This is a genomic window from Catenulispora sp. GAS73 (assembly GCF_041262085.1).
In the GTDB taxonomy this organism is placed as follows: Bacteria; Actinomycetota; Actinomycetes; order Streptomycetales; family Catenulisporaceae; genus Catenulispora.
Map to the genome: position 1 here is coordinate 265,488 of NZ_JBGCCM010000007.1, position 23,753 is coordinate 289,240.

General features: G+C 68.5%; 21 protein-coding genes. 8 read left to right on the top strand and 13 right to left on the bottom strand.

Translation table 11 applies throughout. From position 1 onward, the window contains the following. Positions 1-5: 5 nt before the first annotated feature. Positions 6-971 (bottom strand): LysR family transcriptional regulator, encoded by a 966-nt coding sequence (locus ABH935_RS13105; RefSeq protein ID WP_370378131.1) that lies wholly within the window; start codon positions 969-971, stop codon positions 6-8. Positions 972-1,138: 167 nt separating this feature from the next. Here ABH935_RS13105 and ABH935_RS13110 point away from each other — a divergent pair, with 167 nt between their 5' ends. Then, complete coding sequence (locus ABH935_RS13110) at positions 1,139-1,444, top strand: putative quinol monooxygenase (protein WP_370378132.1); 306 nt, start codon at positions 1,139-1,141, stop codon at positions 1,442-1,444. A gap of 45 nt (positions 1,445-1,489) precedes the next feature. Here ABH935_RS13110 and ABH935_RS13115 read toward each other — a convergent pair whose 3' ends face one another. The 4 genes from ABH935_RS13115 to ABH935_RS13130 form a co-directional block, all read right to left on the bottom strand. Next, positions 1,490-1,915 carry a hypothetical protein gene (locus tag ABH935_RS13115; protein WP_370378133.1) on the bottom strand — a complete coding sequence of 142 codons (426 nt, stop codon included), beginning with the start codon at positions 1,913-1,915 and terminating at the stop codon, positions 1,490-1,492. A 111-nt stretch (positions 1,916-2,026) separates the two neighbouring features. Then, positions 2,027-3,937: a molecular chaperone HtpG gene (htpG, locus tag ABH935_RS13120; protein ID WP_370378134.1), complete on the bottom strand. Its 1,911-nt coding sequence runs from the start codon at positions 3,935-3,937 to the stop codon at positions 2,027-2,029. A gap of 68 nt (positions 3,938-4,005) precedes the next feature. Continuing rightward, a complete protein-coding gene (locus tag ABH935_RS13125; protein ID WP_370378221.1) occupies positions 4,006-4,410 on the bottom strand; it encodes a DUF2267 domain-containing protein in 405 nt (134 codons plus the stop codon). A gap of 53 nt (positions 4,411-4,463) precedes the next feature. Beyond that, positions 4,464-5,141, bottom strand: coding sequence for an HSP18 transcriptional regulator (locus ABH935_RS13130; protein ID WP_370378135.1), 678 nt, complete (start codon positions 5,139-5,141; stop codon positions 4,464-4,466). A gap of 113 nt (positions 5,142-5,254) precedes the next feature. Here ABH935_RS13130 and ABH935_RS13135 point away from each other — a divergent pair, with 113 nt between their 5' ends. The 4 genes from ABH935_RS13135 (at position 5,255) to ABH935_RS13150 (ending at position 7,386) form a co-directional block, all read left to right on the top strand. Then, entirely contained in the window at positions 5,255-5,692 is a 438-nt protein-coding gene (locus ABH935_RS13135) for an Hsp20/alpha crystallin family protein (protein ID WP_370378136.1), read from the top strand. A gap of 91 nt (positions 5,693-5,783) precedes the next feature. After that, complete coding sequence (locus tag ABH935_RS13140) at positions 5,784-6,185, top strand: J domain-containing protein (protein WP_370378137.1); 402 nt, start codon at positions 5,784-5,786, stop codon at positions 6,183-6,185. Positions 6,186-6,251: 66 nt separating this feature from the next. Beyond that, positions 6,252-6,593, top strand: a complete 342-nt coding sequence (locus ABH935_RS13145) for a hypothetical protein (protein WP_370378138.1) — start codon at positions 6,252-6,254, stop codon at positions 6,591-6,593. Positions 6,594-7,116: 523 nt separating this feature from the next. Continuing rightward, positions 7,117-7,386 (top strand): MerR family transcriptional regulator, encoded by a 270-nt coding sequence (locus ABH935_RS13150; protein WP_370378222.1) that lies wholly within the window; start codon positions 7,117-7,119, stop codon positions 7,384-7,386. 96 nt (positions 7,387-7,482) lie between these two features. On the opposite strand, the gene ABH935_RS13155 is transcribed toward ABH935_RS13150, so the two are convergent. From ABH935_RS13155 to ABH935_RS13170, 4 genes are all read right to left on the bottom strand, one after another. After that, entirely contained in the window at positions 7,483-8,160 is a 678-nt protein-coding gene (locus ABH935_RS13155) for an HAD family hydrolase (protein WP_370378139.1), read from the bottom strand. A gap of 7 nt (positions 8,161-8,167) precedes the next feature. Further along, positions 8,168-9,133 carry an LLM class F420-dependent oxidoreductase gene (locus tag ABH935_RS13160; RefSeq protein ID WP_370378140.1) on the bottom strand — a complete coding sequence of 322 codons (966 nt, stop codon included), beginning with the start codon at positions 9,131-9,133 and terminating at the stop codon, positions 8,168-8,170. Positions 9,134-9,289: 156 nt separating this feature from the next. Continuing rightward, a complete protein-coding gene (locus tag ABH935_RS13165) occupies positions 9,290-9,781 on the bottom strand; it encodes an SRPBCC family protein (protein WP_370378141.1) in 492 nt (163 codons plus the stop codon). A 91-nt stretch (positions 9,782-9,872) separates the two neighbouring features. Beyond that, complete coding sequence (locus tag ABH935_RS13170) at positions 9,873-12,032, bottom strand: glycoside hydrolase family 36 protein (RefSeq protein WP_370378142.1); 2,160 nt, start codon at positions 12,030-12,032, stop codon at positions 9,873-9,875. A gap of 283 nt (positions 12,033-12,315) precedes the next feature. Here ABH935_RS13170 and ABH935_RS13175 point away from each other — a divergent pair, with 283 nt between their 5' ends. Together ABH935_RS13175 and ABH935_RS13180 are read left to right on the top strand one after the other, a co-directional pair. Further along, a complete protein-coding gene (locus ABH935_RS13175; protein ID WP_370378143.1) occupies positions 12,316-13,755 on the top strand; it encodes an alpha-L-arabinofuranosidase in 1,440 nt (479 codons plus the stop codon). Between the two features lie 81 nt (positions 13,756-13,836). Further along, complete coding sequence (locus ABH935_RS13180) at positions 13,837-14,853, top strand: LacI family DNA-binding transcriptional regulator (protein WP_370378223.1); 1,017 nt, start codon at positions 13,837-13,839, stop codon at positions 14,851-14,853. Positions 14,854-14,999: 146 nt separating this feature from the next. Here the strand turns inward: ABH935_RS13180 and ABH935_RS13185 are convergent, their stop codons facing one another. From ABH935_RS13185 to ABH935_RS13200, 4 genes are all read right to left on the bottom strand, one after another. Continuing rightward, complete coding sequence (locus tag ABH935_RS13185) at positions 15,000-16,919, bottom strand: beta-galactosidase (protein WP_370378144.1); 1,920 nt, start codon at positions 16,917-16,919, stop codon at positions 15,000-15,002. An 80-nt stretch (positions 16,920-16,999) separates the two neighbouring features. Continuing rightward, on the bottom strand, positions 17,000-17,974 hold the full coding sequence (locus tag ABH935_RS13190; protein ID WP_370378145.1) for a carbohydrate ABC transporter permease: 975 nt from the start codon (positions 17,972-17,974) through the stop codon (positions 17,000-17,002). Further along, complete coding sequence (locus tag ABH935_RS13195) at positions 17,971-18,987, bottom strand: ABC transporter permease (protein ID WP_370378146.1); 1,017 nt, start codon at positions 18,985-18,987, stop codon at positions 17,971-17,973. Before ABH935_RS13195 ends, ABH935_RS13190 begins: the two co-directional genes overlap by 4 nt. A 112-nt stretch (positions 18,988-19,099) precedes the next feature. Continuing rightward, on the bottom strand, positions 19,100-20,773 hold the full coding sequence (locus tag ABH935_RS13200) for a hypothetical protein (RefSeq protein WP_370378147.1): 1,674 nt from the start codon (positions 20,771-20,773) through the stop codon (positions 19,100-19,102). Between the two features lie 476 nt (positions 20,774-21,249). Between ABH935_RS13200 and ABH935_RS13205 the strand changes: the two genes are divergently transcribed. Beyond that, on the top strand, positions 21,250-23,709 hold the full coding sequence (locus ABH935_RS13205; RefSeq protein WP_370378148.1) for a beta-glucosidase: 2,460 nt from the start codon (positions 21,250-21,252) through the stop codon (positions 23,707-23,709). The last annotated feature ends 44 nt before the right edge of the window (positions 23,710-23,753 follow it).

Here is a 23,753-nt window from a genome sequence, read left to right on the forward strand (position 1 = left end):
CGGGATCAGGGGACTTCGACTCCCGGCAGCGCCGACGAGGCGGCGTTCGGGAGGCTCGCCGCGCGCTGACCGCGTCCGCCGATGCCGCCGTCGTTGGACGACCGGCTCCCTGGACGAGCGAGCAGCCCCGCCAACGGGCTGTCGCCGAGCGTGGCGAGGATGAAGCGTTGGCGCGGCGGGTCGGACGCGAGCGGCCGCCATGCCATCCCCGCGTCCGCTGTGATGCCGTTCCGGGCTCGCAGCGTGACCAGGTTCTGGCTGTTGCGCAGGTGGTGGCGGTACAGGGCTTGACTGTGCGCGTCGACGACATGCAGGCGTGGCGACCAGCCGTGGCCGGCGAGATGGGCCAGGACATAGTCGGCGAAGCGCGGGTTGCGCCTGGCGGGGAACCACAGGAGTTCTTGGTCTGCGAGGTCGGCCCAGGTCAGGACGGTGTGGTCGGCCAGCGGGTGGTCGGAGCGGAGCAGTACGCCCAGCGACTCGTCAGCAAGGGTCAGCGTGGCCAGTCCCTCGACCGCGTGGAAGACCCGCATCACCCCGAAGGCCAGGGTGCCGGTCCGTAGCAGGTCGAGTTGCTCCTGGGAGTCCGCCTCGGCGAACTCGACGTCCAGGGTTCCGTCGTCGGCGAAGATCCGCTCGACCTGCGCCAGCAGGTGCTCCGGAACGCTGCCGCAGACTCCCACCTGGACCAAGCGGCGTGCGTCGCGCGCCTGGACCAGCGAGGACTCGATCTCGGCCAGGGCACGGCTGGCGCTCGCGTACAGGATCCGGCCGCCCTCGGTCAGCTCCATCCCCGTGGACCTGCGGCGGAACAACGGGGCCCCGACCCGCCGTTCCAGAGCGCTGATCTGCTGGCTCAGACTGGGCTGCGCGATCCGCAGCACGCGCGCGGCCTCCGTCATCGTGCCCTCCTCGGCGACGGTGACGAAGTAGCGGAGATGGCGAAGTTCGACGCCCCGGTGGTCGTACACGGCCGCTCCTTACTCTCGCGATAGGCCCGAGCCTATGTCCTGGCCTCACGGGGCTATTGGCGCGGCCCGGACCCCGTGGGCTTTCCTGGAGCTGAGCCGCCGATCAGGTGCTGCCGAACGGACTTCGTCGCACTCGCGACCTCTCATCCCCGGCCAAGGAGCCCGCCATGTATCAGTTCGCCGTCAGCTTCACCGTCCCCGCCGACCGCCGCGAGGACTTCATCACCGAAGCCCTGCGGGACGCCAGGGGCTCGCTGGCCGACGAGCCGGGCTGCCTGCGCTTCGACCTCCTCGCCGACCCCGACGACCCGCTGGTGTTCCACCTCAACGAGGCGTACACGGACGAGGCGGCCGTAGAGCTCCACAGAGCCGGAGAGAACTTCCAGCGGTTCATCAAGGCCGTCTCGGAGTACGCCGACGGTCCGACGCGGCGCTTCACCGGGACGACCGTGGAAGACCCGGCTGCGGAGTGAGCGCAAATCCCTGGTCAGCAGGTTGGACGACACAGGGCGCCGGGCTCAGCCGCCATGACCTGCGGCCGAGCCCGGCTTCGCGAGAGGCGGTGGCAACGCGGTCGGGGTGCTGAACCAGCTGGCGGCGGCCGCCAGGGCTGCGGTCTGGTAGCGCAGGACGGCGGTGGCGGTGATCAGTTCGGCGGTGGCGCGGCGCAGTGCGTACAGGTTGTCGGGTGTGGGGTTGGCGCTGGCCGCGCCGGCGGCTACGGTCACGGCGCGGCCGACGGCGGTGAGGGTGTTCGTGGCGTGCGACAGGTGGGGTGCGTACTGGTAGATCTCGGCGGGCAGGTGCTGGCAGGCCAGAACTGTGTCGGTGTGGGAAAGGGTGGCTTCGTGGGCCTCGCGGGAGGCGTGGACGGCCGCCTCCAGCGCGGGCAGCAGATGATGGCGGCTGCTCATGGTGGGGACGGCGACCATTGACACGGTCATGGTGGTCACGGGAGTGGTTCGCGGCTGAGCGTGGGGCTGGTGGTTGAGCGGCTGGTGCGGCCCGTTGGTCGGGTGGGCCGCACCGCGTGCGTGCTGTGGCCGTAGGTGTCGCTACACCGTGTGGGCCAGGCGGTCGGTGAGCAGTTTCGCGAAGCGGGCGGGGTCGGGCAGGTCGCCGCCTTCGGCGAGTAGTGCGGTGCCCAGGATGATCTCGGCGAGTTCGGGCAGGGCCGGGTCGTCGGGGTTCTTGGTGTGGGCGTCGCGCAGGCCGGTGATCAGCGGGTGTTTGGGGTTGATCTCCAGGATGCGTTTGACGGGCTGGATCTGCTGGTTCATGGCCCGGTACATCTTCTCCAGCTGCGGGGTGATGTCGTGGTCGTCGCCGACGACGCAGGCCGCTGAGGTGGTGAGGCGGGAGGACAGCCGGGCCTGCTTGACCTGGGTGGACAGGGTGGCCGCGAGCCAGGGCAGCAGTGTGGCGAACTCGGCCTCGCGTTGGGCTTTCTCGTTGTCGTCGCCGCTGTCGTCCTGGTCGTCGAGGTCGACTTGGCCCTTGGCGATGGATTGGAAGCGGTGGCCGTCGAACTCGCTGATCTGGTCGACCCAGACCTCGTCGACCGGGTCGGTGAGGATCAGGACCTCGTAGCCCTTGGCCGCGAAGGCTTCCATGTGCGGGGAGTTCTCCACCGCGGCACGAGTGGCGCCGGTGAGGTAGTAGATGGCGTCCTGGCCGTCCTTCATCCGCTCCACGTACTCGCGCAGCGTGGTCGGCGCCTCGGCATCGTGGGTGGAGGCGGCCGAGATGACCTCCAGCAGCGCCTCGGTGTTGTCCGGGTCCTCGATCAGGCCTTCCTTCAGAACCCGGCCGAACTGGTCCCACAGCTTGGCGTAGCCCTCAGCGTTGTTCGCCTGCATGTCCTTGACGGTGCCGAGGACCTTCTTGACCAGGCGCTTGCGCACGCCGCGAATGTGCCGATCGTGCTGCAGGATCTCGCGGGAGATGTTCAGCGACAGGTCGTGGGCGTCCACGACGCCCTTGACGAAGCGCAGGTAGTTCGGCACCAGCGCTTCGCAGTCATCCATGATGAACACCCGCTTGACGTACAGCTGCACGCCGCGCTTGGTCTGGTGCGAGAACAGGTCGAAGGGGGCTTGGGAGGGGATGAACAGCAGCGCGTCGTACGCGAAGGTGCCCTCCGACCGCATGTGGATGATCTCGGCGGGGTCGGTCCAGTCGTGGCTGATCTGCTTGTAGAACTCGTGGTACTCCTCCTCGGACACCTCGGCGCGGGCCCTGGCCCACAGCGCCTTCATCGAGTTCAGCGTCTGCATCTCGGTGACGGACACGCCATCTTCCTGGCCGCGCTCGACCGCCATCCGAATGGGCCAGCGGATGAAGTCCGAGTACTGCTTCACAATCGAGCGGATCTTCCACTCAGCCAGATAGTCAGCCAGGCCGTCCTCACCGTCCGCTGGCTTCAGGTGCAGCGTCACCTCGGTACCCACCGGCAGGCCCTCAACAGTGGAGATGTCGTAGGTGCCCTCGCCGTCGGACTCCCACAAGGTGCCCTCGGCGGTGCCGACGCGGCGGGTACGCAGCGTGACCTTGTCAGCGACCATGAACGCCGAATAAAACCCGACACCGAACTGCCCGATCAGACTCTGCGCCGCCTCAGCATCCTTAGCGGCCTTCACCTTCTCCAACAGGCTCGCGGTGCCGGACTTGGCGATGGTGCCGATCAGCTCCACCACCTCCTCACGAGCCATACCAACCCCGTTGTCACGCACAGTCAGCGTCCGCGCGTCCCTATCGACCTCCAGCACAATGTGCAGGTCGGAGGTGTCGGCGTCGAGGTCGGAGTCGACCAGCGACTCCAGGCGGAGCTTGTCCAGGGCATCGGAGGCGTTGGAGATCAACTCGCGCAGGAAGATGTCCTTGTTCGAGTAGATCGAATGGATCACCAACTGCAACAACTGACGGGTCTCGGCCTGGAACTCCAGGGTCTGGACGCTGCTTTCCACCGGCGGGTTTCCTCTCGGGGCTAGATCTGATCAACAGAGTGGGGCTGGCGGGCCAGCCGTTGGTGGGTTCAGGCGGTGTCGGCGGGTTCGGGCATACCGAACAGTGGCGGCCAGTCCGCGGGGAGTTGCAGCAGCACCTGGGTCATCAGGTCGGGACCCGCGATGTCGGCCACCACCGACAGCACCGCGCCGATGTCCCACAGCGCCGTGGCCTCGGTGGCACCTTCGATCCAGGCGGCGGTGGCGCGCACGAAACGCTCGGCGTTCAGCGGCTGGGCGGCCGGCAGCGGGTTGAGCAGGATCAACGCGAACGTCTCCGGCAGCGACGCGGCCAGCTGCGCGCGGGTGCGGCCGATCAGGTGCGCGCCCAGCAGTGCCAGCACCACCCGGGCGGCTCGGTCCGCCTCATCAGGGCTGCGGTATTCACCGCGATCGATCACCTGCTCCATGAACGACTCGAAACGCACCATGATCAACCCTCCTGTCATAGACGCGACTGCCATAGACGTGACTTTCCGCGTGGCGCTTACGTGCCGGGCCGGCGGCTGCGGTCGGAGGCGGCGCGGACTTCGGCGATGCTGGCGTCCAGGGCCCCGACCTGCTCGGCCAGGCCCGGATGGCCGGAGGCCAGGTGGCCTCGGGTGTCGGCCAGCGGCCCCAAAAGGTCCGCGGCGTCGTCGCGGCCCAGGGCGGTGTGCAGCGCGGCGAGGTCTTCGTCGGCGCGCTCGCCCAGGTCCGTCAGGGCGCCGATCTGCCCGGCCAGCTGGCGGAGCCCGGCGGCGTTGTCCCGGGCCCACCCGGCGACGGCCTTGTCACCGGCCCGCCGGTCCCGCTCGGCGGCGACCCGCTGGTCTCCGGTGCCTTCCGCTCCGTCAGCGGCGGGGCGCAGCCGTAGGTAGCGTCGTTCGGCGGCCTGCCGGCTGGCGACGCCCAGGGCCGGGGCCAGATCGGCCCAGCTGGTGTTCAACGCCCGGGCGGCTTCGATCAGCTGCGGTTCCCAGCCGGCTATCTCCGTGCGCAGCTCGCGCAGCAGCGTTAAGGCGCCCAGCACCTGGTTCGCGCTCAACGCCGCCGGCGGCGGGGCTCCCAGAAGACCGGCCGGGGCGTGCATCGCGTGCATCGCCGCGGTGATCTGTCCCAGGGCGGCGCCGGTGTCGAACTCGGCGGCACCGGGCGTGGCCTGGCTGTTCGGTGATTCCTTCATCGCGTCATCTCCTCGGCGACGCCATCACTTGTCGTCGTTCCGATGACATGCTATACCGGTGTGTGTCAGCGAGTCGACCCCCATGGTCGACCACTCACCTGGAGGTGACCCCCATGTTGATGCGCACCGACCCGTTCCGTGACCTGGACCGCATCGCCCAGCAGCTCCTCGGGACCACCGCCGCGGGCACCTGGTCCCGCCCGAACCCGATGCCCCTGGACGCCTGGCGCGAGGGCGACGAGTTCGTGGTCTGCTTCGACCTGCCCGGCGTGTCCCTGGACGCCATCGACGTCGACGTCGAGCGCAACGTACTCACCGTCAAGGCCGAGCGCCGTCCCACCGCGGTGGGCGAGGCCAAGGTGGAGATCTCCGAACGGCCCCTGGGCGCGTTCTCCCGCCAGCTGTTCCTCGGCGACACCCTCGACACCGAGAGCATCAAGGCCGACTACGACGCCGGCGTGCTGACCCTGCGCATCCCGGTCGCCGAGAAGGCCAAGCCCCGCAAGGTCGAGATCACCACCTCCGGGGAGAAGAAGGCGATCAACGCCTGATCCGAGCGGCGTGCCGAACGACACGCCATCCCACGTCTGGCGGTGGCCGCCCCCTCCCTCTCCGGCGGCCACCGGTAGACCGGCCGGAGCGATGATGGACCCCGACTTCTACGCGATCCTCGGCGTCGCCGCCGACGCCGACGCCGAACAGATCAAGGCCGCCTTCCGGCAGCTGGCCCGCGCCCTGCACCCGGACGCCGCCACGGCGCACGCGACCGGGCGCGAGTCCAGCCCCGAACGCCTGACGCAGGTCGTGACCGCCTGGCGGATCCTGCACGACCCAGCCAAACGCGCCGCCTACGACCGCACCCGCGCCCAGGCGACACCCGACACCGCCGCCTGGCCCAGCCCGGGCGCGCACGAACACACCAACAGCGGATCCGAACACGGCCAGGCCCCGCTCATCGCCGGGCCGACCGTCATCCACACCCGGACCCCGCCATCAACCGGCCCGCACATCCGCGTCGGGCCGACGATCCGCCTGCACGACTGACCCCGCGTCCCGCCAGCGCCCGGGGTGTCTCGACAGGAATGAGCCAGGAGAAAGGAGCGCGGCGTCATGGCAGACACGCCGGCCCCGGAGATCCCTGACGACCTCATCGAGCTCAAGTACCGCTTCCTGGTTCTGGACGCCCAACAGGCTCAATTCGTCAAGACGCTGCCGGGCTCGATGGACATCGCTACAGGGAAGATGCAGCTGACCGACGAGCAGCGTGCCACCCTCACCGCGATGCAGGCCGAGCTGACCGAACTGGCCGTACAGATCCAAAGGCACCCGTTCCTGGTCGCCCTGACGCCAGCGCCAGTGGACCGGTATGCGGCAGATCGGGCGGCGACGAAGGCTGCCAGGGCATGCACCGAACGGAGCACACCTCACCCGACCGCTCGCGAAAATCTATAGCCGCCGGTGTAGACATTCGCGATCCGTGTGGGTATGGTTTCTCTCGTAAGCACAGCAAGCAGTCGATAGGCGCGACAGACACGAACTGGCGCGAGCAAGACGGCAATGGGGTTCCGAAGCCAGCAGTACAGGCGCAGGAACCGACAGCCGGGACGAGCCCGGAGCTGCCGAGCAGTACCGCATGTGTAGTACCCGGTCAGTAAAACCCGTAGAGAACAGGAGGAAACACCATCATCAGGATCGCCCGGACGGCACATCGTGTCCGGGTGGGCAGTTCAGGCCCCGGATTGGAAGGTGGTCCCCGGTCAGCAGTCCGAGATCCCCGCGCCACGGCATAAGCCCCGCGCGGAAAAGTAAGCCGACGTCATGTCGGTAGGCAGATGGTGTTAAGTCCCTCAGGGCCCGGTGCCGTACGGCACCGGGCCCCTTACCGCGTTCCGGCGCAGATGAGGTGCAAGTGACAGACAGTATCGACCCGACCCCGGCCGACCGGCTGGACGACGACGACTACCCGGCCTACACCATGGGCCGAGCCGCCGAGATGATCGGCACCACCCCCGCCTTCCTGCGAGCCCTGGGCGAAGCCAAACTGTTCGTCCCGCTGCGCTCTGAAGGCGGCCACCGCCGCTACTCCCGCTACCAGCTGCGCCTGGCCGCCCGCGCCCGCGAACTCGTCGATACCGGAACCCCCATCGACGCCGCCTGCCGCATCATCGTTCTAGAAGACCAACTGCAGGAAGCCCACCGGCTCAACGAGCAACTCCGCCAAGGCACCCAAGCAGGTCCCGCGTAGTGCCACAGCAGAAGACGTTCGCCCTGTTTGGCCGCCGACGCCGGGATGTCCTCTCTCTGGCTGAACAACCGTCACCTGAGCGAGCAGAAGCGTCGGCTAGGCCAACGGCGTCCGGTCGAGCCCGTCGAGCAGCTCACCGATCGAGGCGAACACCGCGGCAGCCCCGGCCTCACGCAGCTCCTGCTCCGAGAAACCGCCGGTCAGCAGCGCGACCGACGCGACACCCGCCCGGCGGGCGGCCTCACAGTCCCAGGTCGAGTCGCCGATCATCACCGGCCGCTCGGCATCCGGAACCTTCTCCAGCGCCGCGCAGATGATGTCCGGCTCCGGCTTGGCGGCCTCGACGTCGGCACTCGACGTCGCCCCGGCCAACAGGTCGTCCACCTCCAGCATCGAGCGGAAGTGCTCCAGGTCCTCCTTGCCGGCCGAGCTGGCCAGGACGACCGGGGTACCCCGGTCGTGCAGCACCCGCACCAGACGCCGCGCGTCGGGCATCAGCTCGACCTCGCCGATGAGCTCGTGGAAGTGGCGGCTGTGGTCCTTGCGTACCTCCTCGCCCAAGTCACGCTCGGCGTCCTCCCCCGCCACCGCCGCGACGAACTGGTCGCCGCCCATGCCGATGTGCCGGTGCAGGCGCCAGATCGGCAGCACGATCCCGTGGTCGTGGAACGCCCGGAACCAGGCGATCGCGTGCTGGTAGTTGGTGTCGACGAGGGTTCCGTCGAGATCGAGGAGCGCGGCCGTGGCCGTGGCCGTCTTCGAAGCAGATGTCATAGCCGCCTCACAGCTCGCGCAATGCTGGGATCAGTGTCTTCTCGGCCCAGTCCAGGAAGGGCTGCTGGGCGTCGCCTCCGACCTGCACCAGCGCCACCTCCGTGAAGCCGGCCTCGGCGTACGGCCGCACCGCCTCGACGAAGTCCTCCACCGAGTCCCCGCACGGGATCGACTCGGCGACGTCCTCGGGGCGGACGAACCGGCTGGCCGCGGCGAACCCCGCGGTCCCGGGCAGCTCGGCGTTCACCTTCCAGCCGCCGCCGAACCAGCGGAACTGCTCGTGCGCGCGGGCCACGGCCCGGTCCCGGTCGGTGTCGTAGCACACGGGGAGCTGGCCGACCTTCGGCTTGCCCCGGCCGCCCTCGGCCTCGAACATCGATACCAGGTCGGGCTTCGGCTCCACCGCGATCATCACATCCGCCAGCCGGCCGGCCAGCTCACAGGAGTCGCGCCCGGACACGGCCAGGCCGATCGGCGGCGGGGTGTCAGGACGGTCCCACAGTTTCGCGGCCTCGACCTGGAAATGCTCGCCGTGGTGCGTCACGTAGCCGCCGTCGAACAACCGCCGGATGATCTGGACCGCCTCGGTCAGCATCTCCTGGCGTACGCTCGCCGCCGGCCAGCCGCGCCCCACCACGTGCTCGTTCAGGTTCTCCCCCGAACCCAGCCCCAGGCGGAAACGCCCCTGCGACAACAACTGCACCGTCGCCGCCTTCTGCGCCACCACCACCGGGTGGTACCGGAAGGTCGGACACGTCACATACGTCATCAGCGGGATCCGCGAGGTGGCCTGCGCCGCGGCGCCCAGCACACTCCACACGTAAGGCGCGTGCCCCTGCTCGTCCAGCCAGGGGAAGTAGTGGTCGGACGCGACGGAGAAGTCGAAGCCCGCCCTTTCGGCGCCGACGAGGTCCTCGACCAGCTGTCGAGGGCCGGCTTGTTCGGTCATCATCGTGTAGCCGATCTTGATCATGCGCTCGCTGATGCCCCGGATAAGACGGAGGAAACGGTCGAGTCGAACACGGCGCGACAGCAGCGCTGACGTGCTGACACGCTTCGGGCTCGGTCGCCCCCGCTGCGGGGGCGACCGAGCCCGAAGGTTTCTCCATGTGCCGCTACCGGAGACAGATCACATCGGGTCGCGTCCGGTCGAGCCGTGCTGTGTCTGCGGGCCGACCTCGCCGCGCCAGGCACCGGTTTCGGTGTTGCGGTCCTCGATGAAGTCCTTGAACCTCTGGGCGTCGGCCTTCACCTGGTGGGTGTCCAGTCCGACGGCGCTGCCGGCCTTCTCGGCCAGTCCCGTCGGCTCCCACCCCAGCTGGATGGTGACGCGGGTGTGGGTGTCGTCCATGCGCTCGAAGCTGACGTTGCCGGCCTGCTGGACGTCGCCGGCCACGGTCTTCCAGCTGATGCGCTCGTCCGGCCGCTGCTCGGTGATCTCGGTCTCGAACTCGCGCGTGACACCGCCGACCTTGACCACCCAGTGGTTGTGCAGGTCGTCCAACTGGCGGACCCGCTCCACCCCGTTCATGAAATGCGGGAAGGACTCGAACTGGGTCCACTGGTTGTAGGCGGTGTCGATCGGGACGGCGACTTCCACAGACGCTTCAACGGTACTCACAGGTCACACTCCTTCTCTTCGCCGATGACGGTGGCCTCAGTACGAGACCGCCGAGGGCAACGAGGGCTCCGCGTGCCCGATCACCGCTGCCTCAAACGACTGCGATGAGACAGGCGGTCCCGGGCGCAGAGAGCTGCACAGTCAGCTCACCTGTTCCCGGGCTCCAATCGATCACGCTCTTCGTGTCCTGCGGAAACAGGACGCTGACGTCCAGATCGCGGCCCTTGAAGTGCGGCATCAGGAGCACCTGCTCGGCAGCGGACTCCTCGCCCGGACGGCGCCACACCGTCACGTACGTCCTCGCCCTACCACGCAACCCCAGCGCGATCCAGGGATCGGTCCAGCCCGGCAACCCCAGCGGCCAGAAGGGCACCGCGGCCGGGATGTCCGCGCGGATCCGCTTGTAGACGGCGATCGCGTCGGCGACCAGAGCACGCTGCTCCGGCGCCATCCGATCCAGATTCCCGGAAAGGTGGACGCGGCCGAGCAGCGCGTTGCACAGCGCGAACGCGTTCTCGTCGGCGCCGAACTCAGGCTGCGGATACGTCCAGCTCGCGGCCTGCTCCGGAGCTATGGCGGCCGGCGCGGCGGCGGCTATCGCCGGGTAGCGATAGTGCTCCTGCTGGTCACTCGTCGACTGCAGTTGCAGACGCGACAGCATCGCGTAGTCGCTGCGCATGCCCCCGGAGGCGCAGTTCTCCAGCGTCAGGCCCGGATGACGGTCGAGGACCCCGTCGAGCCAGTCCAGCAGCGCCCGCTCGTGGCCCAGCAGGCCCACACCGGCGCTGCCACCGAGGTCAGTGCCCGGCCCCGGGTTCACGTTGTAGTCCAGCTTGAAGTACCCGACGCCGTAGTCGGCCACGAGCCGGTCGACGACGGCGTCCAGGTGCTCGACGGCCGCCGGATGCCGCAGGTCGAGGTGATACCGGCCGTTGTCGACGACGCGCTCGCCGTCGCGCTGGAAGAAGGCGGCCCGCGGAAGGCTGCCGGCCGGCCCACTGCGCACGCCGATCACCTCGGGTTCCAGCCACAACCCGGGAACCATCCCGCGATCCCGGATCCGGTCGACGACCTCGCTGAGCCCCGCCGGGAAGCGGGTCGCCGACTCCTCCCACGCGCCGACCAGGTCCCACCACCCCTCCTCGCCGGCGTACCAGCCGGCGTCGATGACGAAGCACTCCGCGCCGACCTCCGCGGCAGCGTCGATCAAGGGCAGCAGGCGCTCGGTGGTCGGGTCGCCCATGACCGTGTTCATGAAGTCGTTGAAGATGACCGGCAAGCCCTCAGCGTCGGGGTGCGGACGCCGCAGAGCTCTGCGGTAGACGGTCATGGCCGCGACCGCTTCACTGAATCCCCCTGTGCCGTCACCACCACCACCCGGCGCGGCACCGATGGCGACCGCGGCCGGAACGGTCGTGAACGCCTCGCCCGGATCGAGCGCCTGCCGCCACTGATGGTCCCGGTCCGTCGGACCGAGCAGCGCCACGTAAGCCGCTTCGGCGAATTCGCCGACCTCCCAGCGCCATCCTCCGGGATTCTCCAGCTGCCACAGCAGAGTGCGGCTGTCGTCGCGGGCAGTGATCGCTCCCATCGGCAGGTGCCGTCCGGTCGACCACGTACCTTGACTCGCACGCCAGGCGCTGCTGCGTCCTTCCTGCCGGTGCCGGCCGTGGTTCATGTCGACGAGCACCTCGCGCAACGCACGCCGTTGCCAGCGTCCTTCGGCGAGCCATTCGTTTTCGGCGGACCACAAGTCCAGCCCTGCCACGTGGCCGCCGCTGTCCACGATGCCGCCGAGCGTGAAGCTGGTGACGGCGTCCAGGGTCAGCCGGTGTTCACCCCGATTGGTCAGGCGGCTCCAGGTCTGGACGGCGCCGACGCCGACGAGCGTCCGGAAGAAGGCCTCGGCGGCCAGACCGGACTCCGGATCGGCCAGGTCGACCCGCAACACCAGCCATCCGTCCTCGTGGTATTCCTCGTGGCCCTGATACGCCAGACGCTCTCCGACCACGGTCTGGATGAAGCGCTCATTGGCCAGCCACCGCCCGTACCCCGTCACGTGTACTTCGATCAGCGGAAGCCCCGCAGACCTGGGCAACTCCGCGCGTGCCGGGTCGTCGGCAGGCGCGGCCGGCGAACCGACCGGGGCGTCGGGGCCCAGGCCGACGATGCGCACCCGACGGGCGGAATCGACGAGGAACTCGACGCGCAGCGCCGCGTGGCCCCAGGAGAACGTTGATATCTCGGTCACGGTCGATTCTGACCGATCCCCACCTTCAGCGTCAAGAAAGTTTCTCCGAGATCTGGTCGCCGCTTTCTAACAACTCACAGGCATGCAGAGCCACCGTAAAACCTGATAAATCTCCCTCCATCCGGCTGCGGGACTGACACTCTAGCGCCGTCGACGAGCTACATCCTTGACCGACTTCCCGCCGGTCGCTAGCTTCGAGCTAAGAAACATTCGTGACATGTTGGCGAAACTTCCGCCGCCCGTCGCGCCACACCAATCCGAATCCCGTCCCCTTGGAGAGGCCATGCCCAGACCTGTCCGCACCAGATTCCTCCGCCTCGCCGCCGCCCTTGTGCTGACCTCGGCGGGCGCGGTAGCGGCGGTGACGCCACCGGCGTCCGCCGCCACCGATGCCGTGTCCGTCACGGTGAACGCCGGCCAGGCGCTGGCGACCATCCCGTCAGCAGGCGTCGGAACGAACGCAGCGGTCTACGACGCGAACATGAACGGCTCGGCGACCCCCGGACTGTTGAGCTCCGCGGGCATGAACGCCGTTCGATATCCGGGCGGCAGCTACTCCGACATCTACCACTGGCAGACCGGCACCGCCGAAGGCGGCGCCTTCATCGCCCCGAACACCGGCTTCGACGCGTACATGGCCACCGTGCGCGCCGCCGGGGCTCAGCCGATCATCACCGCGAACTACGGCTCCGGCACCCCGGACGAAGCCGCGGCCTGGGTGAGATACGCGAACGTCACCAAGGGCTACGGCGTGAAGTACTGGGAGATCGGCAACGAGATCCCCGGCAACGGCGAATACGGTGCCCAATGGGAGACCGACCTCCACGCCAGCCACAGTGCGACGACCTACGCCACCAACCTGTTGCAGTTCATCTCGGCGATGAAGGCCGTCGATCCGACCATCAAGATCGGCGCCGTGCTCATTCCGCCCGGGTCCTGGCCGGACGGCATCGTCGGCCCCGGCGACACCCAGGACTGGAACCAGACCGTCATGTCGATCGCCGGCCCGAAGATCGACTTCGTGATCGTCCACATCTACCCCAGCAGCACGAGCGAAGCCGACATGCTCACGAAACCCCAGTCCGTGGACCCGCCGACGATGAACGCCGTGCACTCGCTCATCACGCAGTACGCCGGAGCCAACGCACCCAACGTCGGCATCGCCGTGACCGAGACCAACGGCGGCCCCCACTACAGCGACACCGCCCCTCAGGGTCTGTTCGCACCCGACCAGTACCTCACCCTCATGGAGAACGGCGCCTTCACCATCGACTGGTGGGACCTCCACAACGGCACAGACTGCACCAACCTCACGACGGTCGACGGCGCCACCGACTACAACGACGGCGGCGTGGTCTCCAGCGGCGCCTCCTGCGAGCCGGCGTTGAACACCCCTTTCCCGACCTACTTCGGCACCGAGATGATCTCCAAGCTCGGCTCACCGGGTGACACCCTGGTGTCCGCGGGCAGCTCGACACCGTTGCTGTCCGTGCACGCGGTGAAGCGTGCCGACGGCGACGTGGACGTGATGCTCATCAACAAGGACCCGAACAACGCCGCCAAGGTGAAGCTCGACTACCACGGTTTCATCCCGAGCTCGTGCACGCCGACCGTGTACACGTACCTGAAGAACGGCACTTCGATCACATCGGCGGCCGGCGGCCGCGCCACCAGCCAGACGGTGCCGGCCTACTCGGTCGTGGTCGTGCAAGTGCGCCCCTGAGCTCCCGGCTTGAAAGAACCGCACCCGACCCCGTTCGTGTATGAATAGGGCGTGGCGGACGAGGAGAGGCAAGTGACGGACCTGGGAGGACAGCGCGAGCGGGGCTCCGTGACCATCGCGCACATCGCGGAGACGGCGGGCGTGTCAGTGCCGACCGTGTCCAAGGTCCTCAACGGCCGGTCAGGAGTGTCCGACCAGACCCGGGCACGCATCGAGGAACTGATCGAAAGCTCGGGCTACCGCAAACCGCCGGCCAAAGGCAACGACATCCTGGAGCTGGTGTTCCACGAACTGGCCGGGATGCAGGCGGTCGAGGTCATCCGCGGCGTCGAGCAGGTCGCACGCAAGCACCGGTTCGGCGTCGTGATCTCCGAGTCCGGGCCGGCCGCCGCCACCACCACCGCCGCCACCGCCGTGGACGACCTCGTCGAGCGCCGCCCGCGGGCCGTGCTGGCGGTGGCCCGGCTGTCCAAGGCCGAGCGCGACCTGCTCACAACCCGCGGTATACCGTTCCTGGTCCTGGACCCGGCCACCGAGCTGCCGGACGACGTCCCGTTCGTCGGCGCCACGGACTGGCGCGGCGGCCAGACCGCGACCAAGCACCTCATCCAGCTCGGCCACCGGCACATCGCCGTCATCAGCTCGGACCAACTGCCCTGCCGCGCGCGCCTGGCCGGCTTCCACTCCGCGATGCAAGCCGCCGGCCTTCCCACGGATCCGGACCTCGTAGTCGACGCCCCGCTCACCCGCGAGGGCGGCCACGCCGCCGCGCTCGGCCTCCTGGCGCGCGCCGACCGGCCCGCCGCGATCTTCGCCTCCAACGATCTGCAGGCACTGGGCGTCTACCGCGCCGCTCGCGAAGCCGGGCTGCGCATCCCGGAGGACCTGAGCGTCATCGGGTTCGACGACCTACCGGTCGGAGCATGGGTGGAACCGCCGCTGACCACTGTGCACCGGCCGCTGGCCGAAATGGCCGCAGCCGCCGCCGAGCTCGCACTCAGCCTGGGACGCGGCGAACAGCCAACGCAGACAGGCGTGGAGATGGCGACCACGCTCGCGGTCAGGGAGAGCACCGCGCCGCCGGCAACAACAGCCTGATGCCCACACTGGAATCGCTCGCCGAGGCATCAGCGGCACCGAATACACGACCACTGTCTCGGCCGGAGATCAGCGTCTATCCGTCCAACGGGCACGAAGGCGGAGGCGGGACCACGTCCCCGTGGTGTCCGCCTTCACTGCGCGCGTTATACAGCCGCCAGTGCGGCTGACCTGATCTCGACCGTTCCCTTGCCGTGATCGAGTACGAACACGAACTCCCCGCGCCGCACCGCCTCGACCCCCTCCGGGAGGCCGGGTAGAACCGATTCGACGCCCGCCTGTTCGCAGGCCAGCTCCAGCAGCCGCGCCATCACGCGCTCCTCGGGCAGCGTCGCCACGTACCAAGCCGTGCCCGCACCGTAGGCGTTGCGCACGATGGCGGGGATGCCGGCCAGCGGCCCGGAGGCGATCTCGGCGACCGCCGTCCCCGCGCCGGCGGTCAGCCACTCGGCCCACGACTGCGCGCTGAAGTCGCCGAACAGCTCCGAGCGCAGCGTCAGCGGCTCGTCGTCCGGCAGCGGCCAGTACTCCTCGATCCGCAGTCCCAGCAGGTCGCGGAACGGCGCCGGGTAGCCGCCGAGCCGGATGCGCTCATCGGGGTCCGACACGCCCGAGAACGGGCCGAGCACCAGATGCCCGCCGCCGCGGACGTAGCCGGTCACGTTCTCGGCGGCCGTGTCAGAAACCTGATACAGGTTCGGCGCCACGACGAGCTTGTAGCGGCTCAGATCCGCCTCGGGATGCACGAAGTCGACGGTCACGTTCGTCTTCCACAGCGGCGTGTAGTACTCGCGGATGCGGTCGACGTAGCGGAATCCGCTGTGCGGCTGGTGGTCCAGCTCGACGCCGCGCCAGGAGTCCCAGTCCAGCAGGATCGCGACCTCGGCGGCGACCGCGGTGCCCGGCACGTCGGTCAGGTCGCCCAGCTCCTTGCCCAGGTCGCACACCTCGCGGAAGATCCGCGAGTCCGGGCCGGCGTGCGGCAGCATCGCGCCGTGGGTGCGTTCGGCCCCCTGCTTGGAGGCGCGCCACTGGAAGTGCAGGATCCCGTCGGCGCCGCGCGCCACAGCTTGCAGCGACCACAGGCGGTTCAGGCCGGGCCGCTTCGGGGTCGCGACGTGCCGGAATCCGGCGCGGCCGGGGGTCTGCTCCATCATCAGCCACGGCTTGCCGCCGCCGACCGAGCGGATGAGGTCCTGGGCCATCGCGCCGTCGCACGCGGCCTGCGGGCTGTTGGGGTCGGGGTAGGAGTCCAGCGCCGTGAAGTCCTCTTCGGCACCCCAGGCCCACAGGTCCGCCGCCTTGAAGAAGGGCATGGAGTTGGTCGTCACCGGGACCGCGGGGTTGGCGCCGCGCACGATGTCCCGCTCCGCGTTGAAGCGCTCCAGCAGCAGGTCGGAGGCGAAGCGTTGGTAGTCGAGGTCCTGCGTGGGGTTGATGACGTACTGGACCTGGCGCGGCGGGATGACCTCGTCCCACTCGCAGTAGCGCTGCGACCAGAACGCGGTCCCCCAGGCCTCGTTCAGGGCGTCGAGGTCCCCGTACCTGGCCTGCAGCCAGTGCCGGAAGCGCTCAGCACACTGATCGCAATAGCACACCGTCCCGAACTCGTTGCCGATGTGCCACATCCGCAGCGCCGGGTGGTGCGCGTAGACGGAGGCCAGATCGGCGCTGATCGCGTCCGCGAAGGCCCGGTACACCGGGGACGACGGACAGTAGGCGTTGCGCGAGCCGTAGGTCCGGACCGTCCCGTCGGGGTTGCGCGGCAGCGTCTCGGGCCAGCGGTGGCCCATCCACGGCGGCGTGGAGGCGGTCGGCGTGGCCAGCCCCACGCCGATGCCGTTGGCGTGCAGCAGGTCCAGCACGTCGGTGAGCCAGCCGAAGTCGCGCTCGCCGGGCCGGGGTTCGAGCAGCGCCCAGGAGAACACGCCGACCGTGGCCAGGTTGACGCCGGCCTCGCGCATCAGCCGCACGTCCTCCTCCCAGACGTCGCGCGGCCACTGTTCGGGGTTGTAGTCGCCGCCGAACAGGATCCGGCCGCCGGTGGCGTCGCCGAGCGATGGCATGGTGATCGTTCCTTTCACGCAGCCCGTGGCCGGGCGTCGTCCAGCAGTTTGGCGGTTCGGCAATTCGGCGGTTCGGCGGTTCAGCCCTTGATGGCGCCGGTGAGCATGCCCTTGGTGAAGTGCTTCTGCAGGAAGGGGTAGACGACCAGGATCGGGATGAGCGTGAGCACGACCACGGCCATGGAGATGGCGAACGGCGCGGCCGCCTGGTGCTGGATGTCGGCCCCGGAGCCGCCGGAGTCCATGCCGGGCATCTTCGCGCCGAGGTTGACGTATTCGTAGAGCACGTACGACAGCGGCCACTTGTTGTTGTCGAACGGCGTGTACAGCAGGGTGTTGAACCACGAGCCCCAATACCCGACCGCGTAGAACAGGGTCATCACCGCGGTCACCGCCTTGGTCGTCGGCAGCACCACCGACCACAGGATGCGCCACTCCCCCGCGCCGTCGATCCGGGCCGCGTCGATCAGGTCCCGTGCGGTGGCCTGGTAGAAACCGCGCATGATCAAGATGTTGAAGACCGAGATGCAGCTGGGCAGGATCAACGCCCAGTACTGGTCGTAGCCGTGCAGCTGCGTGACCACGAGGAAACCGGGGATCAGGCCGCCGCTGAAGAACATGGTGAAGATCATCGCGCCCAGGAAGAACCGGTGCCCGACCGAGCGGGCCCGGGACAGGCCGTAGGCGCACAGGATGCTGAGCACCATCGACACCACCGTGCCGACGACCGTGATCCCCACGCTGACCAGCACCGCGCGGGTGACCACACCGTTGGAGAAGATCTCCCGGTACGCCGACAGGCTCAACCCGTCGGGCACCAACACCAGACTGCCGCCGGCGCGGGTGATCGCGCCCTCGCTGGACACGCTCGTCAGAACGATGGCGTAGAGCGGCAGGACGACCGCCAGTACCACGACGGTCAGGACCGCGCCCTTGCCGAACTGGCCGATGAAGCTCGGCTGCTCCTCCCAGACGGCGCGACCCTTGGCGCGCTTGCGGGGGACGCCGGCGCCCGGCTTGGTGCGGCGGCTGATCAGGGGTTCGAGTGTGCTCATTTCCGGTACAACCCGTCCTCACCGAGCTTGTGCGCCATCTTGTTGGCCGCGAAGATCAGAATCAGGGAGATGACGCCCTTGAACAGGCCGGCCGCCGCTCCGTAGCCGAAGTTGTTGCCGGTGATGCCGTAGTAGTAGGCGAAGGTGTCCAGGACCTCGGCGTGCTGCGGTCCGACCGCCTGGCGCTGGATGAGCATCTGCTCGAACCCGACGTTGAGCGCGTTGCCCAACCGCAGGACCAGCATCAGGATGACCATGCCGCGCATCCCGGGCAGCGTGATGTGCCACATCCGGCGCCAGCGGCCCGCCCCGTCCACCGCGGCCGACTCGTACAGCGCCGTGTCGATGGCGGCCAGCGCGGCCAGGAAGACGATGATCCCCCAGCCCGCTTCCTTCCACACCGCCTGGGCGGTGATCAGGTACTTGAACGCCGCACCGTTGGTCATGATGTCCCAGGTCGCCATGTGGTGCTGGCGCAGGAACTGGTTGAGCAGACCCGCGCCGCCGAGCATCTGGTTGAAGATGGTGATGACCAGTACCCAGGAGAAGAAGTGCGGCAGGTACACCACGGCCTGGATGAAGGACCGGAGCTTGGTGCTGATCACGGTGTTCAGCAGCACCGCCAACGCGATCGGGATCGGGAAGTACAGCACCAGCTGCACCAGGCTCAGCACCAGGGTGTTCTCGAACGCGTGCCAGAACGCCGAGTCGCCGAACAGCTGGGTGAAGTTCTGCAGACCGATGAAGTTGCTGTGGAAGAACCCGTAGATGGGGTCGTAGTACTCGAACGCCGAGACGCTCCCGAACATCGGCAGATAGTTGAAGACCAGCAGCACCAGCATGGTCGGGACGATCATGATCAGCAGGGACCTGTCCCGCCTGAGCCGCACTCGCAGGCTGATCTGCCGCCGCTTCGCCGGCACCGGTCCGCCGTGCTCGCGGTCCCGGGGCGGCGCCTCCGGCTCGGGCCTCGCTTCCCCGCCGGACATCGCGCCGTCCGCTATCACCGCCATCTGCCGACTCCTTCTCGTCTCGTCTGATCCGTCTGCCGTCACGCGGGGCCCGGCCGCCGCGACGACGCTCCCTCAAGCGCGCCTGGCGACCGGGCCCAAGGCCGGAGCCCGTCTAGCTCAGGCCCTTGTCGACGACGTTCTGCTGGTACCAGGTGGCCAGTGCGTCCCCGCCGCTCTTCTTCCATGTGGCGACAGCGTCCTGGTAGTGGGACATCGGCTGCTTGCCGTGCGCCACCGCCTGCGCCGCGTCCTCCACTTCGGTGCCGGCGGCGATCTTCGAGTACTGGTCCGGCACGGTGATGTTCAGGTTCCGGAACAGCACCGGGTACGCGTACTTGACGACGTCGGCGTACCAGGCCGCGTTGGCCTTGGTGACGTCCGGGTATCCGGCGTTGTAGAGCGTTTGCTGCGCGCTGCCGAAGAAGTTGTAGATCTGGTCGGCGGCGGTGTTGGAGCCCTCGGCGGTGCGCACCGGGCCGTCCGGGCTCATCGTGTAGTGCACGCCTTCGACACCGAAGTTGATGAGGTTGTACTCGTACGATCCGAACGGCGCGGCGAAGTAGTTCGCGATGCGCAGGCATTCCTTGATCTGGTCCGGGCTCAGGTTCTTGTTCAGGTAGCTGACCCAGCCGGAGGACCCGACCAGACCGATGGTGGGGGTCGACCCGTCATTGGAGAACAGCGGGAACGCCTGCCGCTGGTATCCCGGCTTCCCCGCGATGCCCTGCTTGGCGTCGCCGTCGTTCCAAGCACCCAGCCCGCCGCCTTCGATCAGCGTCTTGCCGGCCTCGAACCGGCTGGGGCTGGCGCTGACACCGGCCAGCGCGTCGGGGTGGACCAGCCCGGCCTTCGCCAACTGCGCGCAGTAGTCCAGGCACTCCAGCAGCTGCGGGTGGTCGTAGGCGGTCGCGACCTTTCCGTTGTTCATGTACCAGTTGTTCAACGGCACCTTGAACACCTGGTACAGGTACACCCGCATCTCGTCGAAGGCCCACACGCCGCCCTTGGGGTCGTTGAGCTCCTGGCCCAGCGCCTTGAAGTCGTCCGCGGTCTTCACCGCGGGAGTGATCCCCTTGGCGTCCAACAGATCCTTGCGGTAGAACAACGCGCCGGCGGTGCCCATGCCGTCGGTGTGGCACGGGATGCCGTAGAGCCGGTTGTTCCACACCCCGCACTGCCAGCCGCCGGTGGGGATCGCGGCCAGGTTGGGGTACTCCAGGACGGCGTCGCCGCCGAGGTAGGGCGTGAGGTCGGCGAGCCTGGTCCCGACCAGGCCGCCGATGTTGAACGTGGAGACCATCCAGCCGGGGACCTGCAGCCAGTCCGGCAGCTTGTTCGCCGCGATCAGCGGCGGGATGATCGTGTTGTAGGTGTTGCCGTTGCCCGGCTCCGGCTTGAAGGTCGCGCCCAGGGCCTTGTTGACGGCGTCGTAGTAGGAGTTGCCGGACGGCGGGATCGGGTTCCAGGACGGTGCGACCCCGGTGTAGGTGCCGCCGGAGCCGACCTGGCCGGTCACGGTCTTCGGCAGGGAGGTCGGGTACTTCAGGAAGCCGGGGTTGGTGAGAGCCCCGTTGGCTCCTTGCACCGACGGGAAGTCCGGCGTGACCCCGTTGGTCAGCGGCCTGAACGTCGGAAGTACCGCCTGGATGCCGGCCTTGGTGCTCGCCCCGCCCTTGCCGGCGTTGTTGCCGCAGGCGGCCAGCAGGGGCGAGGCAGCTATCGCGCCGCCGACGGCGGCGGAGGCCGAGAGGAAGCCGCGTCGAGTGAACGCGTTGGTGCTCGACATGGGAATCTCCAGTCAACGAGATGATTCGCGACCCTTGACACACGCCGGTGGAAGTCGGCCCGGTGTCCGGTCCGCGGATACGAGTAGTCGGGCTGTCGCTGTGCGGGCTGTACGCCGAAGTGCAACTGCGAGGACTGACTGTCGAAGCGCTTCAATATTGCGATGAGGTTAAGTCAGCATGATGAGTGACGCAAGGGTTGATGGTCACGTTTCGGTATCGGTGGCGGCCCTATACATCCCATCTCTCTGTCACGATCTTCAAAGAAGGGCAGGGAAGCGACCTGGTCTAAACCACACTGAGCTGCCAATACATTACGGACTTCCAGCCCTTCAGGGTTGACAGGGGTGGCGACAGGTGGGACTTTCGAAGCGCTTCGACTCGCCGGCGGCTCGGCATCTCGGCCCTCCGCGCGGGCCGAAGCTGTGTAACGTTCCCCCGCCGGTGCTCGCACCGCCGCCGACGAAAAGGTCGTCCCGTGACTGAAGTCCCCGACGCCGCCGCGAAGGCCGCCGCCTTGCTCGCGCGACTGTCCGTGACCGAGAAGATCGCGCTCCTCCACCAGCAGCAGCCCGCGATCGAGCGCCTCGGCCTGGCCGCGTTCCGCACCGGCTGCGAAGCCCTGCACGGGGTGGCCTGGATCGGGCGCGCCACCGTGTTCCCGCAGGCGATCGGCCTCGGCGCCACCTGGGACCGGGCCCTGATTCGCCGCGTCGGAGAGGCCGTCTCCACGGAGGTGCGGGCTTTCCGTCAGGACACCGGGAACGCCTTCCAGTCCAGCAGCATGGCCGAGAAGCCCCCGATGATCTCGCTCAACGTCTGGGCCCCGGTGGTGAACCTGCTGCGCGACCCCCGGTGGGGCCGCAACGAGGAGGGCTACAGCGAGGACCCGCTCGCCACCGCCGAACTGGCCACCGCCTACTGCCGCGGGCTGCGCGGCGACCACCCGGCGATCTGGCGCACCACCCCGGTGCTCAAGCACTTCCTGGCGTACAACGTCGAGACCGACCGGGACATCATCGACATCGAGGTGCCCCCGCGCGTCCTGCACGAGTACGAACTCCCCGCCTTCCGCGGCCCGATCGAGGCCGGGGTCGCCGCCGGGGTGATGCCCGGGTACAACCTCACCAACGGCATCCCCAACCATGTCCACCCCCTGATCAACACGGCCCTGCGCGCGTGGAACCCGGAGCTGGTCGTCTGCTCCGACGCCCAGGCCCCGTCGAACCTGGTCGATCGCGAGAAATACTTCGCCACCCATGAGGAGTCCCACGCGGCCGCGCTCAAAGCCGGTGTGGACAGCTTCACCGACGGCCCGGACTCGCGGTTGACCATCGAGCGGTTCACCGCCGCCCTGGAGAAGGGCCTGATCACCGAGGCTGACATCGACGCGGCCGTCTCCAGGGTGCTGGCGATGCGGGCTGCGACCGGTGAGTTCGACCCTGAGACAGACCCCTATGCGGGAATCCGTGCCGACGTCATCAGCAGCCCGGCCCACAACGCGCTGGCACTGGAGGCTGCTCGCGCCGCGATCGTCCTGCTCAAGAACGAGGGCGGGGCGCCGCCGTTGACCCAGCCCGGTCCGGAACCGGATGACGGGAGAGCGGCAGTCGCAGTCATCGGGCACCTGGGAAACAGGGTGCTGACCGACTGGTACAGCGGCTCCCTCCCCTATGCGGTCAGCATCGCCGACGGCTTGCGGACAGCGTTCGGCGACCGGGCCGTGACCGCGGTGGACGGCGGCGACGTCGTCTCCCTGCGGGTCGGCGAGACGGTGTTCGGGCCGTTCTGCCACCAGGACTGGGGCACGAGCGTCCAGTGCCCGGTCCCGGTGCGCACCCTGCAGGCGGTGGAGAACGGCAAGTACCTGACGCTCACCGGCGACGGCGACACCGAGGTACTGGCCGACGCCGCGACGCCGGACGGCTGGGTGGTCAAGGAGCTGTGGGAGTTCCACCCCGCCACCCACGGACAGACCTTCGTGCGCTCGAACGCCAGCGGCCGCTACCTGCGCGTCGGGGACGACGGCCGCCTCGTCGCGGACGCCGCCACCGCCGAGGACGCGACGGCATTCTTGATCGAGACCCTCACCTCCGGTATCAACCAGGCCGTCGCCGCGGCCGCCTCGGCCCACCACGCGGTCGTGGTGCTGGGCAACGACCCGCACATCAACGGACGCGAGACGATCGACCGCGACGGACTCGCGCTGCCGGCGGACCAGGAGGCGCTGCTGCGCGCGGTCGTCCAGGCGAACCCGAACACCACACTCGTCCTGGTGTCGAGCTATCCGTACGCGATCGGCTGGGCGGCACGCCACGTGCCCTCGATCGTTTGGACCGCACACGGCGGCCAGGAACTGGGCAACGCCGTCGCCGACGTCCTGACCGGCACCCACAACCCGGCCGGCCGGCTGCCGCAGACCTGGTACGCCTCCGACACCGACCTGCCCGCCCCGGACGACTACGACGTCATCGGCTCGGGCTGGACATACCAGTACTCGCAGCGGGAGCACCTCTACGCCTTCGGACACGGCCTGTCGTACACGACTTTCGAGTACGGCGACCTCATACTGACGGCCCGCGAAGATCAGCTGGGGACCCTCACGATATTGGCTGAGGCGCAGATCACCAACAGCGGTACGACCGCAGGGCAGGAAGTCGTGCAGCTTTACTCGCATGCCCTTGAGGCCTCGATGCCCACTCCCCTGCGCCGCCTACAGGGCTTCGAGCGGATCGAGCTGGCCCCGGGCGAATCACGCACCGTCACCTTCGCGGTCCCGGCGGACCAGTTGGCGTACTGGTCGGAGGAGAGCGGCGCGTTCCTTGTGGAGCCGGGTGAGTACGAGTTCGCCGTCGGCCGGTCGAGCGTCGATCTGCCGTCCAGCGCGTCGATCCATTGTGGGGCGCAAAGATCGATGGTCGTCGCACTCGGCGGATGAGCCACATCAACGGTCACAGCACGGTGCCGTTGAGACATTTGCCG

Excerpts from the sequence above, each read along its gene's own strand:
- ABH935_RS13135 (WP_370378136.1), top strand. The coding sequence starts at position 5,255 with ATGTTGATGCGCACCGACCCGTTCCGTGACCTGGACCGCATCGCCCAG.
- ABH935_RS13155 (WP_370378139.1), bottom strand. The coding sequence starts at position 8,160 with ATGACATCTGCTTCGAAGACGGCCACGGCCACGGCCGCGCTCCTCGAT.
- ABH935_RS13160 (WP_370378140.1), bottom strand. The coding sequence starts at position 9,133 with ATGATCAAGATCGGCTACACGATGATGACCGAACAAGCCGGCCCTCGA.
- ABH935_RS13145 (WP_370378138.1), top strand. The coding sequence starts at position 6,252 with ATGGCAGACACGCCGGCCCCGGAGATCCCTGACGACCTCATCGAGCTC.
- ABH935_RS13195 (WP_370378146.1), bottom strand. The coding sequence starts at position 18,987 with ATGGCGGTGATAGCGGACGGCGCGATGTCCGGCGGGGAAGCGAGGCCC.
- ABH935_RS13110 (WP_370378132.1), top strand. The coding sequence starts at position 1,139 with ATGTATCAGTTCGCCGTCAGCTTCACCGTCCCCGCCGACCGCCGCGAG.
- ABH935_RS13200 (WP_370378147.1), bottom strand. The coding sequence starts at position 20,773 with ATGTCGAGCACCAACGCGTTCACTCGACGCGGCTTCCTCTCGGCCTCC.
- ABH935_RS13175 (WP_370378143.1), top strand. The coding sequence starts at position 12,316 with ATGCCCAGACCTGTCCGCACCAGATTCCTCCGCCTCGCCGCCGCCCTT.
- ABH935_RS13115 (WP_370378133.1), bottom strand. The coding sequence starts at position 1,915 with ATGACCGTGTCAATGGTCGCCGTCCCCACCATGAGCAGCCGCCATCAT.
- ABH935_RS13150 (WP_370378222.1), top strand. The coding sequence starts at position 7,117 with ATGGGCCGAGCCGCCGAGATGATCGGCACCACCCCCGCCTTCCTGCGA.
- ABH935_RS13130 (WP_370378135.1), bottom strand. The coding sequence starts at position 5,141 with ATGAAGGAATCACCGAACAGCCAGGCCACGCCCGGTGCCGCCGAGTTC.
- ABH935_RS13185 (WP_370378144.1), bottom strand. The coding sequence starts at position 16,919 with ATGCCATCGCTCGGCGACGCCACCGGCGGCCGGATCCTGTTCGGCGGC.
- ABH935_RS13190 (WP_370378145.1), bottom strand. The coding sequence starts at position 17,974 with ATGAGCACACTCGAACCCCTGATCAGCCGCCGCACCAAGCCGGGCGCC.
- ABH935_RS13140 (WP_370378137.1), top strand. The coding sequence starts at position 5,784 with ATGATGGACCCCGACTTCTACGCGATCCTCGGCGTCGCCGCCGACGCC.